Source organism: Caballeronia sp. GAWG1-1, from assembly GCF_023631465.1.
In the GTDB taxonomy this organism is placed as follows: Bacteria; Pseudomonadota; Gammaproteobacteria; order Burkholderiales; family Burkholderiaceae; genus Caballeronia.
In genome coordinates this window covers 131558-146701 of record NZ_JALQDB010000029.1, presented here as the reverse complement: position 1 = coordinate 146701, position 15144 = coordinate 131558, and the positions used below count along the sequence as shown (strand labels likewise).

Genomic DNA, 15144 nt, shown 5'->3' with positions numbered 1-15144 from the left:
GCTCGATGCGTTGAACGAGCGTTCCCACGTGTCCACTTAGCCCGCTTCACCCGCCATCGAATCGATCCCCTCCAGCAACCTCTCCGCCTGCTCCATCCGCGTAAAAACCCCCGGCGTCACACGCACGACATCGCTTGCATCCGGAATCGGCCGCGCGACCGTGAACACGCCAAACCTGTCCTTCAACGTCTTCACGATGACATCGCTCGCCAGTCCTTCGATGCGAAACGCAGTGATACCCGCCGTCATCGATGCATCCGCTGGCGTCATGATCCGCACGCCCGGCAGCGCGCGCGCCGGTTCGGCCCAAGCGTCGCGCAAGGCCCGCAGACGCGCTTCCTTCGAGCGCGCGCCAATGCGCTGATGCAACTCCAGCGCCGCCGGCAACGTGAGCCAAGCCGCGAAGTTCGGCGAACCCGTGTGCACGCGCGAGCGGATATCGTCGGCGGGCCAGGTCGTATCGCCGAGATAGGGACTAATTGAACCGAGACACTCTTTCTTGATGTAGATCGCCCCGCAACCGAGCGGCGCGCCAATCCACTTGTGCAGATTCAACGCGACAAACGGCGCGTTGAGCGTCGGCACGTCGAAGTCGAGCATGCCCCAGGAATGCGCGGCATCGACGATCACGTCTGCGCCCGCAGCTTTCGCGAGCGCCGCGATCTCGCGAACCGGCGGCACCAGCCCCGTCGCAAAACAGACATGCGACAGCAGCACGAGCTTCGTGCGCGGATGTGCTTTCAACGCCGACGTGTAAGCGTCGAGCACGGCCTCGCGCGTGGCAGGCTCGGGCATCGTCATGCGCACTGGCTCGACGCCACGCCGTTCGCGCAGCCATTCCATCGCATCGCGTCCGCACGGGTAATCGAGGTTGCTGTAGAGCACGGTATCGCCCGGTTCGAGGCCGTTATAGCCGCTGATGAGCGCAAGCAGCGCCTCGGTCGCGTTGCGCGTGAGCTCGATTTCATCGGCGGAACAGCCCATGGCGCCAGCAAGACGCTGACGCAAGCCATCGTGGATCGTCATCCAGTGAGGACGCACGAGCAGCGTGGTTTCGTGGTTCAGGCGATCGATCCAGTAATGGAACATCGACTTGACCGGCTCGGCCATGGCGCCCCAGTAGCCGTTTTCCAGATTGATCAGGTCGTCGGACTGTCTATACAGCGCGCGCACCGCGTCCCACCAGTCTTCGGCATGAGCGATGTTCGTGGCAGGCGCGACGGGTAACGCGGCCAGGGCGGTGTTGAATTCAGGCGTGCGGAAGTCGAGATGTTCGGTCATCGGTCTTTTGATCGCGTGAGGAGCACCAAGTATCGCCGATGAAGTATCGATTGGACAAAGTTACCGCCGTTGCGACGAAGGTATGGACAAAATGCCGACTAATCGTATTTCCGCCCCTTCAGACTTCGCAACCGCCCGCCGTAATAGTTCCTAGAGCGCCAAGCCCCGGATGAGGGCAAACGTTCGCTTGTACGCCGCGTAAGGCGCACGAGTCGAACATACGACGCCGAAACAGTTCCACGAACTGACTGAGAGAACCTTCAAATGAACCTTAGAAACATCACGATCAAGAACAAACTGGTCGCCGGCTTCGGCATTCTTGCCGTCCTCGTGGTGCTCGTCGCAGGCATGTCGCTGCGCTCGCTTTCCCAGGCGACCGACGGCTTCGCGAACTACGTCAACGGCATCAACGCGCGCGCCGATGTGGCCAGTCAGTTGCGCACCGCGGTCGACCGCCGCGCCATTGCCGCACGCAATCTCGTGCTCGTCAGCAAGCCCGCCGATCTCGAATTGGAAAAAGCCCAGGTCACGCGCGCTCACGAAGACGTGCAGGCGCGCCTGAAACAACTCAAGGACATGATCGCCTCGGCGAGCGACACGAGCGAGAAGGCCCGTGGCCTTGTCGCCGAAATGGCGCGCGTGGAAGGCTTGTACGGCCCGGTGGCGACGGATATCGTCGGCCTCGCGCTCGCCGGCAAGCACGACCAGGCGATCTCCAAGATGGACGACGAATGCCGTCCGCTGCTCGCCCAACTGGTCAAGGCCACCGACGACTACGCGAGCTACACGGCCACGCGTCGCGAAGAGATCGTGCGTGATTTCGAAGCTCAGTACGAGATGCAGCGCAACGTGCTGATCGCGCTGTGCTCGTTCGCCACGCTGTTCGCGGTGGCCGCGGGCTTTGCGATCACGCGTTCGATCACCCGGCCTATCGAGGACGCAGTCGAGATCGCGCAAACCGTGGCGCGTGGCGACTTGCGCAGCACGATCATCGCCGATTCGAAGGACGAGACTGGCGACTTGCTGCGTGCGCTTGCCGAGATGAACGAACGCCTGACCGAAACCGTGAGCCGTGTGCGCGACAGCAGCGGCGCGGTGGGCGGCGCCGCCAAGGAACTGGCCACAGGCAACACGGACCTGAGCCAGCGCACCGAAGAGCAGGCGGCGTCGTTGCAGGAAACGGCGGCGAGCATGGAGCAATTGACGTCCACGGTGCGTCAGAATGCCGACAACGCGCATCAGGCGAGTTCGCTCGCGTCGAATGCCTCGAATGTCGCGCGAAAGGGCAGCGATGTGGTCGGTCGCGTGGTCGACACCATGCACGGCATCAGCAACAGCTCGTCGAAGATCGCGGAGATCACGGGCATCATCGAAGGCATCGCTTTCCAGACCAACATTCTGGCGCTCAACGCGGCCGTTGAAGCGGCGCGCGCGGGTGAACAGGGACGCGGCTTTGCGGTCGTGGCAAGCGAAGTGCGCAGCCTCGCGCAGCGCTCGTCGTCGGCGGCGAAGGAGATCAAGGAACTGATCGCCGATTCCGTCGAAAAGGTGAAGGACGGCTCGGCACTCGCGAGCGAAGCCGGTACGACCATGACCGAAGTGACACAGGCCGTGGCTCAGGTGACCGACATCATGTCGGAGATCGCGGCGGCATCGGCGGAGCAGGGACGCGGCATCGAGCAGGTGAATCAGGCGATCACGCAGATGGACGAGGTCACGCAACAGAACGCGGCGCTCGTCGAGGAAGCCGCGGCCGCATCGCAGGCGCTGGAAGAGCAGGGCCGTCGCCTGAACGAAGTCATGGCGTTCTTCGTGGTCGAAGGCGGTGGTATTGCGCCCCGGTCGTATGCGCCTGCCGCGCCCGTGGCGCGTACTGCCGCGCGCGTTGCCGCACCCGCGCGTACGCGGCGTGCCACGCCCGTGGCGACCGCTGCGGCGACGCATGGCGACGAGTGGAGTTCGTTCTGACCGATCGCGCGCAGTAGCGCGTTGAAGCTGCGTCGGACCGATGCCGTGCGTAGCGGCGTCGAACGAACGCCGCCACGGCTTTGAAGCGTGCTTACTCCGATACGACGAACTCGCAAGCGGCCTGCAGCGGCGCAAACCTCACGCCGCTGCAGGCCAAGCATCAATGATGTTCGAACTCCGCACGCGGCTTCGGCGTTGCCTTGACCTTGGTGTACTGGAATTCGGGCAGGGCCTTGATCGCGTCCTTCGTCGCGCCGGGCAGCACGAGCTTGCCGCCCTGGAAATCGAGTTGCTCGACTGGAATGGCGACGTCGTGATGCGAGACGCCGAGGAACTGGTTTGCCGCGATGATCGCGAACGAAACCGAACGGTCTGGCGCCACGATGATGTCGTGGATCACGCCGACCTTCGCGCCCTGTTCATTGAAGACGGGCTTGTTGAGAATCGACTTCCTGACGCTCCAGCCGTCGATGATGGCGGTCGATACCTCGACCGATACGCCGAGCGTCTGTGCGCCCGCAACTTGCGCGTAGGACGCGGTGGAAGTCAGGCCAATGGCCGATGCGGCGAAGAGCAGTGCCACGAGTTTCGAGTTCATCTTCCAATCCTCAAAAGATTTGGCAAATCAGTTCTTGGGAATTGCGCGAATCTAGCGCGGTAGAAGTGTGAACGTTTATTGCGAATTTTGCAGGGAACGTGTGCATGCGCACGGCGTGCACCCGCTTGGGGCGCACGCCGTGACGCGGAAATCGAAGAAAATTCAGTGTGAAATGCGTTTCAGCGCTTCCGCTTTGTGCACGGCATGCTTGCCGCTCTTGTCGCTTTCCACCTCGTAGTGCAGATCGGACTTCGATGCATTGACCGTATGGCCATCGACTGTCGTGCGTTCGTGGATCACTTTCACGACATGGCCCGTGGTCTCGCCCTGCGGCGTATTCCAGCTAACGTGATCGTGCAGCTTGAGGGATTGAGTCATCGCGTCTCTCCATCGTTGAAATGCCAACGAAAGCGCAACGGCCATGCCCACGCGCGGCTACTTCAAGCGGGCGAGCGTCCCTTCATCCTCGTGGCCATCGAAAAAGCGTTGCAGCGCGTCGTTAAAGATCGCGGGATCGGGCGCGGTGCGCGCGAAGAGCGTCATCGACGAATGAAACTTCATGTCGTCCGGATACCCAAAAATATGCTCGACGCTCAAATTCTTCACGCCATTGACGATGCCAGTCAATTCGACGAGCCGCGCGCCGAGCACAGGATGCGCGATATACGCTTCGGCTTCCGCGCGGGACTGGATAGCGTAATGCCGCGCCATGTGGCTATGGCCGAGACCTGCGATTTGCGGGAACACGAACCACATCCAGTGCGTGCGCTTGCGGCCGGCGGACAACTCGGCGCGCACGTCGTCGATGACGGCTTCTTGTGCATCGACGAAGCGTTGAAGATCGAAGGTATCGCTCATGGCATGTCCTGGCTCTCTAGTCACGCGACGGCATCCGCGATGCGCTTTCGCAGCGCCGCATCCGGATAATCGCCAATGCCCGCGCGCACGTTGTCGATCATGTACTCGCGCCGTCCGGTGCCCGGAATCACGCAAGTGACGGCAGGGTTTCCCAACACGAATTTGAGCAGAAGCTGTGCCCAACTCGTGCAGCCCAAATCGGCCGCGAACGCGGGCAGCGGTTTTGCGCGAAGCGAGGCGAGCAGCGAGCCGCCGCCGAACGGCTGATTGACGAGCACAGCGACGCCGCGCTCGGCGGCAAGCGGCAGCAGCCGTTCCTCGGCGTCGCGGTCGTTGGCCGCGTAGTTGATTTGCACGAAGTCCACACGCTCGGATCGCAGCACCGCTTCGACCTGCCCGAACGCGCTCGACGTGTAATGCGTAACGCCGATATAGCGCACGCGCCCGGCCGCTTTCCAATCGCGCAGCGTGGCGAGTTGCGTGCGCCAGTCGAGCAGATTGTGGATCTGCATGAGGTCGATGCGCGGCGTTTTGAAAAGGCGCATCGACTGTTCCATTTGCGCGATGCCCGCCTCGCGTCCATCGGTCCACACCTTGGTGGCGATGAACGCCTTGTCGCGTGCGTGCAATTCGGCGAGCAGGTCGCCCGCGACGGCTTCGGACGAGCCATACATGGGCGATGAATCGATCACCGAGCCGCCCGCCGCGAACAGCACGCGCAGCACTTCGGCGAGTTCGCGACGGCGGGCGGCGTCGTCGCCGACGTCGAATGTGCGCCACGTGCCGCAGCCGATCACAGGCAGCGCTTCGTTGCTCGATGGAATCGGGCGCTTGTGCATGGGCGTCGACTGCGAGGGCGCGATCTGCGCGATGAGCGGGTTTGTCGCTCCGGCGAGCGCCGCCGTGGCCGCGACACGCAGGAACCGTCGGCGATCCGGTGAGCGGCCGTTCATGGCAGAGAAGAACCATGACGCCGTGCATGGTTCGAGTTAGGCAAAGGCATCGTCGATCAGGCTCCTGGCGAAGACATGCAAGAACAGATGCAATGTCTGGTGCAACCCGCGTCTCGCAGCAGGATAACCCGATACCGAAACGAACGATGCCGGCGCTACTTCTTCCTGGGCTCGTCGAGACAGACTCGGAAACGGTTACCATAACCGGCGCGTTTGTTTCACGTACGTGCTCGCCTGATCGATACGCTTGCGTCTATGCTCGGAAGTCGTACCCGACAACGAAAGCTCGATCTGACATTTTTTTGCAGCTAAGGCGAACCGTGCAATTAGCATGTGCGCCCGAGCGCGGGCATTCGCGGCTTCGCTCTTCGCACCTTGCAAAACAAAAATGATTCTCCCAGACGCCCAGAACTTACGGCTCAACATAGACAGCGTGCGCGCCTTGCGCGTGGCCGGGCGCGCCGCCGAAGCGCAGGCCATGATCACTCGACTCGCCGCCTTGCCCGATCCGGGCATATGGATCGGACAACTCGGCATCGACTTGAACTATCTCGGCATGCGCGAGCTTGCGGAACGTTGTCTCAGGATAGCGCTTACGCATGACATGTCTCCCTTAGTGCGCTACCAGCTCACCGAAGAACTCGCGATGGTGCTTTACTCGAGCGGCAAGTATCACGAAGCGCATGCACTGCATCGCATCAACCGCGATGTCGGACGCGGCGAGTCGCTTCTCCACGTGCTCTTTAGCGGTGACATGCCGTGGATCGACCTGGCGCATCCCAAGCTGCTCGGCATAGACGAACCCGTTGCCGGCAAGTCGATCTTGATCTCCATCGAAGGCGGCTTCGGCGATTTCGTGCTCTATTCGCGCTACGTCGATGCCTTGCTGCGGGAAGGCGCACGCGAGTTGGTCATCGAAGTCTTCGACGAGTGGCGCGATGTCGTCCGCCCGCGCGAAGGCGTGCGTCTTGTCATCCCGACGGCCGAGCAACGTGCGCACGAGATGCAGCATCGCGACCGCATCACGTACGTGTTCAATCTCTTCGCGCGCTATCAGCATTCGCCATATTTTCCGATGGAGAATCCCGGCGGCATGATCGCATGCAATCCCAATCGCGGCTTGCCACACGAAGCGCTTGCATCGATGCAACGCGAACCGAAGCGGATGAAGGTCGGTATCGGCTGGCGCAGCGCCAGCAACGTGCGCCATGAGCCGTACCGGTCGATGCAACTCCAACAACTGGCCGCGTTGTTCGCCAATCCCGATTGCCGCTTCTACTCGCTTCAGGTCGGCGCGCTGACCGATGACGAACGTGCGTTGATGCAGGCACACGATGTCATCGACATGGCGCCGTATCTCGCGGCTTTCGGCGATACGGCATACGTGCTCGACGAACTCGATTTGTTCATCACCATCGACTCGGGGCCCGCGCATCTTGCAGGCGCGTTGAATCGTCCCGTATGGGTGCTGCTTGCAAACGCGTGCGATTGCCGCTGGTATGACTGTCAGCGCTTCACGCCCTGGTATCCGTCTATGCGGCTTTATCGTCAGACGCAACTCGGCGACTGGTCGCATCCGCTCGACGAATTGCAGGCCGATCTGGCGCAACTCGCTGCACGCTGACGCCGCTCGACCCCGGCGCGCTTCATGTACGATTGACGCAGCTCCCACATGCGCCCGCGACATGACTCGTCTATCGATCCGTTTGGTTCTCGTCCTGGCTCTCGTCTTGGCGATCGCGCTGACTGGCATTGCTCATGCAGCATCCGGCGACGACGATCCATCGACCGTTATCAGCGACAGCCACGAGTTCGTCGTGGCCGAAGACGGTTCGGTGACGGAGGACGATACCACCGTGTTGCGCGCGAACACGTCGGCCGGCATCGACGAAATTGCGCAGCGTTACGTCTGGTACGACCGCAGCGTGTCGAACGTGGAAATCGTCGAAGCCTATTCCGTCGATGCCAACGGCGCGCGTCACGATGTTTCGCCCGAGCAGATCCGTGACATCCAGGAGCCGCGTTCGGCCGGCGCGCCCACGTTTCAGGACGCCAAGCTGCGCGCGGTGATTTTTCCGGCGGTGGGCATCGGCTCGACGGTGCATCTGCGGTTTCGCAAGAGCCAGGCGAGCCCTGTCATCGCAGGGCAGTTCAACTATTACGTCGATCCGGGTTCGCGGCCGGTGCTTGCACAGCGGCTCATCTTCGATCTGCCCGCGACCAAGCCGCTCTTCGCCGATGCGCGCGGTTATGAAGCCGAGCCGCCCGTCACCGCGAATGGCCGCACGCGCTATGCGTTCGATTACCGTCGCGAACACATTGCGCGCATCGAAACCGGCTCGGTCGCTTACGCGCAATACGGCGACCGTCTGATGGTGTCGACGTTTCCCGATTACGCGAGCTTCGCCGCGAGCTATCGCGAACCTTCCGTGGACCCGAGCACGAAAGATCCCGCCGTGATCGCGTTCGCGCAATCGCTCACACGCAACGACGCCGACGCGCGCGCCAAAGCAAAGACGCTCTACGACTGGGTACGTCGCAATATCCGCTATGTCGCGATGTTCATCGGTCAAAGTCCCGCCGTGCCGCATCGCGTGACGGAGGTACTTGCGAATCGTTATGGCGATTGCAAGGACCACGTCGCGCTGTTCGGCGCGTTGCTCGATGCCGTGGGCATTCGCAACGAGCCCGCGCTGATCGGCCTGGGCGCGGTGTATTCGCTGCCTTCGGTGCCAGGCTACGGCGCGGGCGCGATCAATCACGTCATCACATGGATGCCCGATCTGAATCTATATGCGGATAGCACGGCGGCGAGCGTCGAGTTCGGCTATCTGCCACTCGCGGACATGGATCGCCCGACCGTGCTCGTGAATGCCGGCAAGCTTTCGCACACACCATCCACGCAGCCCTTGTCGCGCGCGGCGCGATTGCAGATCGACGTGGCGCCCGGAGGCGTCGCCAACTTTGCGTACTGGGTCGAGGATGCAGGATGGAGTGCCGAGATCGAGCGTATGAATCTGCGTTCGGCGAATACGGAGCGGCGCGAGCAGATCGCAACGGACCGTCTGCGTTATACGAATCTGCGTGGCGCGGGCGCGCTTACGACCAGCGATGTCGATGCCACGAGCGGCCCCTTCGCCACGACCGTGAACGGCACGCTCGACGACGTGGTCTGGCCCACTGGCACGACCGCGTTGCCCGCGTTGACGAGTCTCTCGGGCGGCATCGCGACGCAGGCGCGCAACTGGCTTGCGGAGCGCGTGCGTACGCAACCTTATCTGTGCGTAAGCGGCGTGTTCGACGAGGTATCGCAGATCGTGCTTCCTCGTACGATGCACGTGGTCGAAGTGCCCGACAACCTCGACCTCGATAGCGGCTTCTTCCGCTTTTCATCGCGCTATCTGTTCGACGCCGCGACCAACACGATTCAAATTTCGCGCACTTTCACCGCGAGTTTCGGCAAGCAGGTCTGCACGCCCGAGGACTTTCAGGCGGCGCAGCCGGTGCTTAAGAAGATCGAGCGCGATACGCAAGGGCAGATCATCGTGAAGGCGGCGTTGCGATAGTGTGCCTTCACTGCGCGTCACGCGCCACACGAAAACCGTTCTGCGATTGCCTCACGCTCGAGCTGTATTTGAATCGCGTGGCCGATTGCATATAGCTCGCGCCTTCGCGCCACGAGCCGCCGCGAATCACGCGCACTGAACATGATGGATCGTCCCACGCGTGGCCATCGGCCGGTGCGCCTTTGTAGTTGCCGTGCCAGCAGTCGGCGACCCATTCCCAGACGCTGCCGTTCATGTCGTGGAGACCATACGGATTCGCGGCAAATGAGCCTACGGGCGTCGGCGCTTCGGGACGATAAGGCTCGCCGCAATCCTTGCAGTCGGCGTTGCCTTTCTTCATTTGATCGCCCCACCAGTAAGTGCTCTGCGTGCCGCCGCGCGCCGCATATTCCCATTCGGCCTCGGTCGGCAGGCGATATGCCTTGCCGCCCACCTTGCTCAACCATTTGACGTAGACCTGCGCGTCGTCCCAACTGACGTTGCGCATCGGCGCATTGGCGGGCGGCGCGTTGCCGGCGTCGCCATCGGGTGAGATACGTGTGCAGGCGCCGGCATCGACGCATGCATTCCATTGTTCGATTGTCACTTCGTATTTGCCGATGAGATACGGCTGCGCAATGGCCACGCGATGCGGCGGCTTTTCTGCGGGATCGTCGTTGTTGCTGCCCATGTTGAAGCTGCCAGCCGAGAGCGGGACCAGCGCGGGACAAGACGGGCAGTCTTTTACTTCGGCCCCTGCGGAAGTCTTCGCTGCGGGTTTGGATGCAACTGCGACAGGGGCGGTCGTGGTTGCCGGTGCAGGCGTGGGCGCGGTTTGACGCGGCTTTTCAGCGACGATAGGCGGCGCGGGCTTCGGCGTTGGCGCCGGAGTAGGCGAAGCTGGCAACTGCGGCGATGCCGCGGGCTTCGAGCTTGCGGCGGCCGCCCGCAAGCGATCGATGCGTGCCTTGGCAAGCGTGGCGAATCGTCCGTTCGGATACGCCTTCAAATAGGCTTCGTAATCGCTTGGGTACGTGCTGTCCTTGATCGATTCCCAGAAGGTCAGTTCGTATTGCTCGCTGCTGTCCTTGGGAAGAATGCCGCGCGTACGGCTACCCGTGGCGGATTGCGTCGTATCGATGGCGTCCGTGGAAGCTAACGACATCGGTGCGAGTGTGAATGCGGCATCTAGTGTCGATGCGATCCACGGCCGTTGGCTATCGTGCGTCAACTGCGCGACATTTGCGGCGGCTATTTCGAATACCCGGGATGTGGTGCGTGCTTCGCCGGACATCGCTCGTAACAGCGCGGCGGTGTAAAGGCCGTTGCGTTCCGTCTCGGCGGCTTCGGTCGCAAAAGTAGTTGCGTACGCAACCAGTGTGTTCGCGGGCAAAGACATGCTCTCGGTGGGCGCGGCACCGAAGGGATCGTTCAGACACATGTCGAGCACGACGATGTTCGCGGCGTCCGGACGGCGCTGCACCATGCGCGCCACGACATCCTTCACCGGAATACCTTTCTCGACCAGCGTGACGGGCGCATCGGCGCGGGCATCGAGCGGGGCGAGCAGGGCATCGCCGCCTGCCTGCAGACCGTGGCCCGCAAAGTAGACGAGCGCGGTATCGTGTGGACCGAGTTGCGTGACGAACGTGTCGAGCGCGTCGCGCATGGCGGTTTCGTTGAGATCGATACGGCGCGTCACGTTGAATCCGAGCGACGTGAGCGCAACGCTCATATCGTATGCGTCGTGCTCCGCGGCCGGCAGCGGGGCGTCGCCATAGTGCGTATTGCCGATAACGAGTGCCATGCGATTCGCATGAGTGTCGGCGGCCGCGACCGAAGGTCTCTCAAGCGGTGGATCGGAAGGCGCTGCGAACGCGCCGCCCATCGTCACGAACATGCCTGCGATGAAGAGAGTCCGCCACATATTCACACCCTTTCGGTCCGGCTTGATTAGGGGCGCGCCGTTCGCGCGTCTGTCGTTGTCGCCTGGATGCTCATGCAAAGTCGGCGCATGCGAGGACCATGCATTTGCCGTCGCGCTCGTGCATCTGCAGCACAAACAAGATAGCACGCGGTCAGTCGGCACTTAAATCCCCATTAAGCAGGTATGCGTGATGAGGAGTGCGCTTCCGTTCTCTGGTAAGTATCTTTTTTAAACGTTACGTTCTAATCTAAAAACCTGACGACGGCTTGATCGCTCCACGCACGAGCGTACGACAGTATCTTCAGCGCTCGCACATTCGTCAGTCCTTCATGTGACTGTTCATCAAGAGGCATGCACAACATGTTGAGAAGAACCGTGCTTGGCGCACTGGCTTCACTCGCCGCCGTCGCCGCCGATACGTCTTTTTCCGCCGCGCGTCAGCGCACTCCCGCTCCGCCGAACGCCGAGGCATACATCATCTGGCCGCCCGACGGCGCCGTGATCTCGGGCGGCAAACTCTGGGTACGCATGGGACTGCGCAACATGGGCGTCTGTCCGAAGGGCGTGGACATGCCCAACGTCGGACATCACCACTTGCTGATCGATACGGACCTGCCGCCGCTCGATCAGGAGATTCCCTCCGACCGCAATCACTTTCACTATGGCGCGGGCGAGACCGATGCGCGCCTGGAGCTTCCGCCGGGCAAGCACACGCTACAGCTGCTGATGGGCGACTACAACCACGTACCGCACGATCCTCCTGTTTATTCCAAGAAGATCACCATCACGATGAAATGAAGCATGCACGGCAACCGCGCAGCCCAGGGGAGTGACATGAAGAACCGAACCGTCAGCGCAATCGCGCTATCACGTTTTGCATTGCTTGCCGCTGTGTTTGCGGTGCAATTCGCCGTAGCGGGGCCGACGCCGGCGCCCGCCAACGCTTACGCCTATATCGGCTATCCAAACGATGGCCAGACCTTCGCGGCGGGCAAGCCTATCAAGGTGTGGTTCGGTCTACGGTACATGGGCGTGGCGCCGCGCGGCGTCAAATTCCCTAACACGGGGCATCATCACCTGTTGATCGATACGGACTTGCCGCCGATGGATCAGGAGATTCCGTCCGACCGCAATCACTTGCACTACGGCGCGGGCGAAACGGAAACGACTATCGAACTTCCGCCGGGCAAGCACACACTTCAGCTCTTGATGGGCGATGACCGGCACATCCCGACCGACCCGCCTGTGTACTCGAAGAAGATCACGATCTACGTCAAGTAAGCGGCGCGCGCATGCCTTAAGCGCCGCCTTTCCCTGTTGATACGCCATATCCGCAGACGTTTCGCGGATGAGAGCGTTCGTCTCGGGCCCGAGAAAAGCGATGTCGTTCGATAACGGACAGTTGGAGTCCGAAGTGTTGGTAGAAGACCATCATCAGTGGGTCGAGTTTGAGAGCGCATTACGTCGACCGTGCTTATGTGCGACAAGGCTTTGCTAGATATTTTTCCGCATCGAACGACGACTGGCACACCCTATGCATTTAACAGCTCACGCAAACAAGTTGTCGCCAACCACCACCCGATGCGCAAAGCGCGAAGTCCCAAGGAGAACCGCCATGACCACGCTGACCATTCAAGACCTGCCTGTTACCGAAGAGCTCGATCGCCAGACGATGTCGGCCGTGCGCGGCGGCATGTCGTTCCTGTTTCCCGGCATCGACATCACGAAGTTCGAATCTTCGTTCAGCACGCAGCAACTGATCGGCCAGACGCAGAACACGGTGAATCAAAACGGCGTGGGCGTGGCCTTCGGCGGCAACATGATGTCGAACGTCATGCCGAAGCAGGAAGCGCAGAACATCAGCACCGTCAATCTTGGCGCCAGTCCCGTACTGAGCTAAATCAACCTTACCCAGGAGCCTCGATCATGTCCACTCTGACCATCCGCGATCTTTCCCATCAAGCCGAAATGGACCGTGACGAAATGTCGGCCGTGCGCGGCGGCATGAATTTCCTCATGCCGTTCTATAGCAGCAGCGCGTTCGATCTGAGCGGTACGACGGAACAACTCGCAAACCAGACGCAAAACACGTTCAACCAGAACGGCCTCAACGCTGCATTCGCAAGCGACATGACCTCGAACGTCAAGCCGAAGCAGGACGCACACAACGTCAGCAACATCAACGTGTTCACGCCGTTTGTTTCGTGAAGCCGGGAATAAAAGCGGCAGTGACGCGGTAAAGCATCAATGCGGTTACGCGGTAAAGGCGAGGCACGGGGAGTCTCGCTTGCAATACCCGCCCGCCGTTCGCAAGACGGCGGGCGGCCTCCGATTCGATCCGTATGGCATCCCGTTCCGCCTTGTGATTTACTCGATGAATCGACGAGCCGGGCCGCGACGCCTCCACACTCAACCTGACCGTCGGTGCGCGTTCACCGGGAGCGAGATCGTGCAAGCCTTGTTGCCATCGTTGCGCTTTGGCTCTTTGCGCTTAGGCTCTTTGCGCTCAGGCTCTTTGCGCTTTGGGCTGTTACGCGTCGGCCTTGCAAGCGGGCTTGCTCTGCTCGCCGGTTGCATCGACGTGAAGGTGCCGACTTATCAACGCCCGGACACGCCTGAGAAGACCGCCTTCACGAAAATCGACGCGCCCAAGGTCGGAGCGGCTGCCACCATTCAGCCCGACTGGTGGAAGCAGTTCCACGATCCCGCACTGGATACGCTCGTCGGCCAGGCTATCGACAACAACTTCGATATCAAGGTGCTGGCCGCGCGCATCAACGTGGCGGGCGCGCAGATCGGCGAGGCCCGTGCGGGCGCGTTGCCTTCCATGGATGCGGGTGCGGGTGCGAGCTTCGAAAAGACCACTGGCCAGATGTTTTCGAAGCAATACAACCTGGGCACGCAAGTGAACTGGGACATCGACATCTGGGGCGCGGTGGAAAAAGGCGTGCAAGCCCAGAAGGCCGAATTTCGCGCGACCGAGGCCGACTGGCGCGCGGGTTATCTCGAACTCGTCGCCAACGTTTCGACCACTTACTTCCAGATTCTTCAGTTCGACGATCAGATCGAGCAGCAGAAGAAGACCATCGCGACCAACCGGCAAATCCTGACGATCTTCGAGGGCATGGAAAAGAACGGTCTCGTGCCGCATACGCAGGTTCTGACGCAGCGCGCGGAATTGAATCGCCTGACGCGCGATCTGCTGGAATTGCGCCGTTCGCGCGATCTTGCCAATAACGCGCTCGCTACATTGACAGGCGTTCCCGCAGGCGAATTCAAGCTGCCGGAAGGGCATTTGCAAACGCGTGTGCAGGCGCCGCCGGTGCCGTCGGGGCTGCCATCGCAGTTGCTCGCACGGCGTCCCGATCTCGTCGCGGCGGAGTATCGCGTGCTCGAATCGTATGACCTCGTCGGTCAGGCGAAGCTCGCGCAATTGCCGACCATCAGTCTCACCGGGCGCGGCGGCAGCGCCAGTTTCGCGCTGACGGACCTGCTCAAAACTTTCACCTTCAGCTTTCTGCCAAGCATCAACATCCCGATTCTCGATCCGAGCGTTCGTGCTCACGTGAAGACCACCGAAGCGCAAACCACGGTCGCGGAACAGCAATATCGCAGCACCGTCATGAGCGCCTTCGAGGAAGTAGAGAATGCGCTCGTGAATCTCGATTCGCATACGAAGCAGCGCGTCGAGTTGCAACAGGAAGTAGAGCATCTGACCATCGTCGCGGCGCAGATCGACGCGCAGCTCAAGGAAGGCGTGATTTCTCAGCTGGAAGTGTTTGAAACCGAGCGCACCTTGCTCGCGGCACAGCTTGCGCTGCTCGCCAATCATCAGCAGATCCTGTCGGATACGGTGACGCTCTATAAGGCGCTCGGCGGCGGATGGCCAACGGTGAATGTTCAGAACGCATCCACGGATACGCCTCAGTGAGCAATTCTCAAGCTTTGCTAACGCTCGTTCCATATCGCCTCAAGCGGCTCGCGTATGGCGTTTTAAGCCAGTGCTGCACGATT

At 61.4% G+C, this 15144-nt stretch carries 14 protein-coding genes; 8 read left to right on the top strand and 6 right to left on the bottom strand.

Going from position 1 to position 15144, the window contains the following annotated elements:
* Positions 1-36 precede the first annotated feature (36 nt).
* Positions 37-1281 (bottom strand): aminotransferase class V-fold PLP-dependent enzyme, encoded by a 1245-nt coding sequence (locus tag NCT03_RS18685; protein WP_250493439.1) that lies wholly within the window; start codon positions 1279-1281, stop codon positions 37-39.
* 264 nt (positions 1282-1545) lie between these two features.
* Here NCT03_RS18685 and NCT03_RS18680 point away from each other — a divergent pair, with 264 nt between their 5' ends.
* Complete coding sequence (locus NCT03_RS18680) at positions 1546-3249, top strand: methyl-accepting chemotaxis protein (protein ID WP_250493438.1); 1704 nt, start codon at positions 1546-1548, stop codon at positions 3247-3249.
* A 160-nt stretch (positions 3250-3409) separates the two neighbouring features.
* Here the strand turns inward: NCT03_RS18680 and NCT03_RS18675 are convergent, their stop codons facing one another.
* From NCT03_RS18675 to NCT03_RS18660, 4 genes are all read right to left on the bottom strand, one after another.
* On the bottom strand, positions 3410-3847 hold the full coding sequence (locus NCT03_RS18675) for a PRC-barrel domain-containing protein (protein WP_244829612.1): 438 nt from the start codon (positions 3845-3847) through the stop codon (positions 3410-3412).
* A gap of 162 nt (positions 3848-4009) precedes the next feature.
* Positions 4010-4225: a hypervirulence associated TUDOR domain-containing protein gene (locus NCT03_RS18670; RefSeq protein ID WP_250493437.1), complete on the bottom strand. Its 216-nt coding sequence runs from the start codon at positions 4223-4225 to the stop codon at positions 4010-4012.
* A gap of 57 nt (positions 4226-4282) precedes the next feature.
* Positions 4283-4705, bottom strand: coding sequence for a DUF1810 domain-containing protein (locus NCT03_RS18665; RefSeq protein ID WP_250493436.1), 423 nt, complete (start codon positions 4703-4705; stop codon positions 4283-4285).
* Between the two features lie 20 nt (positions 4706-4725).
* Positions 4726-5658 (bottom strand): aldo/keto reductase, encoded by a 933-nt coding sequence (locus tag NCT03_RS18660; protein WP_250467122.1) that lies wholly within the window; start codon positions 5656-5658, stop codon positions 4726-4728.
* Between the two features lie 388 nt (positions 5659-6046).
* On the opposite strand from NCT03_RS18660, the gene NCT03_RS18655 reads away from it, so the two are divergent.
* Both NCT03_RS18655 and NCT03_RS18650 read left to right on the top strand, forming a co-directional pair.
* Positions 6047-7282 carry a glycosyltransferase family 9 protein gene (locus tag NCT03_RS18655; RefSeq protein WP_250493435.1) on the top strand — a complete coding sequence of 412 codons (1236 nt, stop codon included), beginning with the start codon at positions 6047-6049 and terminating at the stop codon, positions 7280-7282.
* 61 nt (positions 7283-7343) lie between these two features.
* Positions 7344-9224: a DUF3857 domain-containing transglutaminase family protein gene (locus tag NCT03_RS18650; RefSeq protein WP_250493434.1), complete on the top strand. Its 1881-nt coding sequence runs from the start codon at positions 7344-7346 to the stop codon at positions 9222-9224.
* 7 nt (positions 9225-9231) lie between these two features.
* Here the strand turns inward: NCT03_RS18650 and NCT03_RS18645 are convergent, their stop codons facing one another.
* Entirely contained in the window at positions 9232-11130 is a 1899-nt protein-coding gene (locus tag NCT03_RS18645; RefSeq protein ID WP_250493433.1) for an SUMF1/EgtB/PvdO family nonheme iron enzyme, read from the bottom strand.
* Positions 11131-11490: 360 nt separating this feature from the next.
* Here NCT03_RS18645 and NCT03_RS18640 point away from each other — a divergent pair, with 360 nt between their 5' ends.
* The 5 genes from NCT03_RS18640 to NCT03_RS18620 all read left to right on the top strand — a co-directional run bounded on the left by NCT03_RS18640 (position 11491) and on the right by NCT03_RS18620 (position 15061).
* Entirely contained in the window at positions 11491-11928 is a 438-nt protein-coding gene (locus NCT03_RS18640; protein WP_244829619.1) for a DUF4399 domain-containing protein, read from the top strand.
* A 36-nt stretch (positions 11929-11964) separates the two neighbouring features.
* Positions 11965-12411: a DUF4399 domain-containing protein gene (locus tag NCT03_RS18635; RefSeq protein ID WP_244829620.1), complete on the top strand. Its 447-nt coding sequence runs from the start codon at positions 11965-11967 to the stop codon at positions 12409-12411.
* 334 nt (positions 12412-12745) lie between these two features.
* Positions 12746-13030: a hypothetical protein gene (locus NCT03_RS18630; RefSeq protein ID WP_250493432.1), complete on the top strand. Its 285-nt coding sequence runs from the start codon at positions 12746-12748 to the stop codon at positions 13028-13030.
* A 26-nt stretch (positions 13031-13056) separates the two neighbouring features.
* Entirely contained in the window at positions 13057-13338 is a 282-nt protein-coding gene (locus tag NCT03_RS18625; RefSeq protein ID WP_250493431.1) for a hypothetical protein, read from the top strand.
* A 154-nt stretch (positions 13339-13492) separates the two neighbouring features.
* A complete protein-coding gene (locus NCT03_RS18620) occupies positions 13493-15061 on the top strand; it encodes an efflux transporter outer membrane subunit (RefSeq protein WP_250493646.1) in 1569 nt (522 codons plus the stop codon).
* Positions 15062-15144 lie beyond the last annotated feature (83 nt).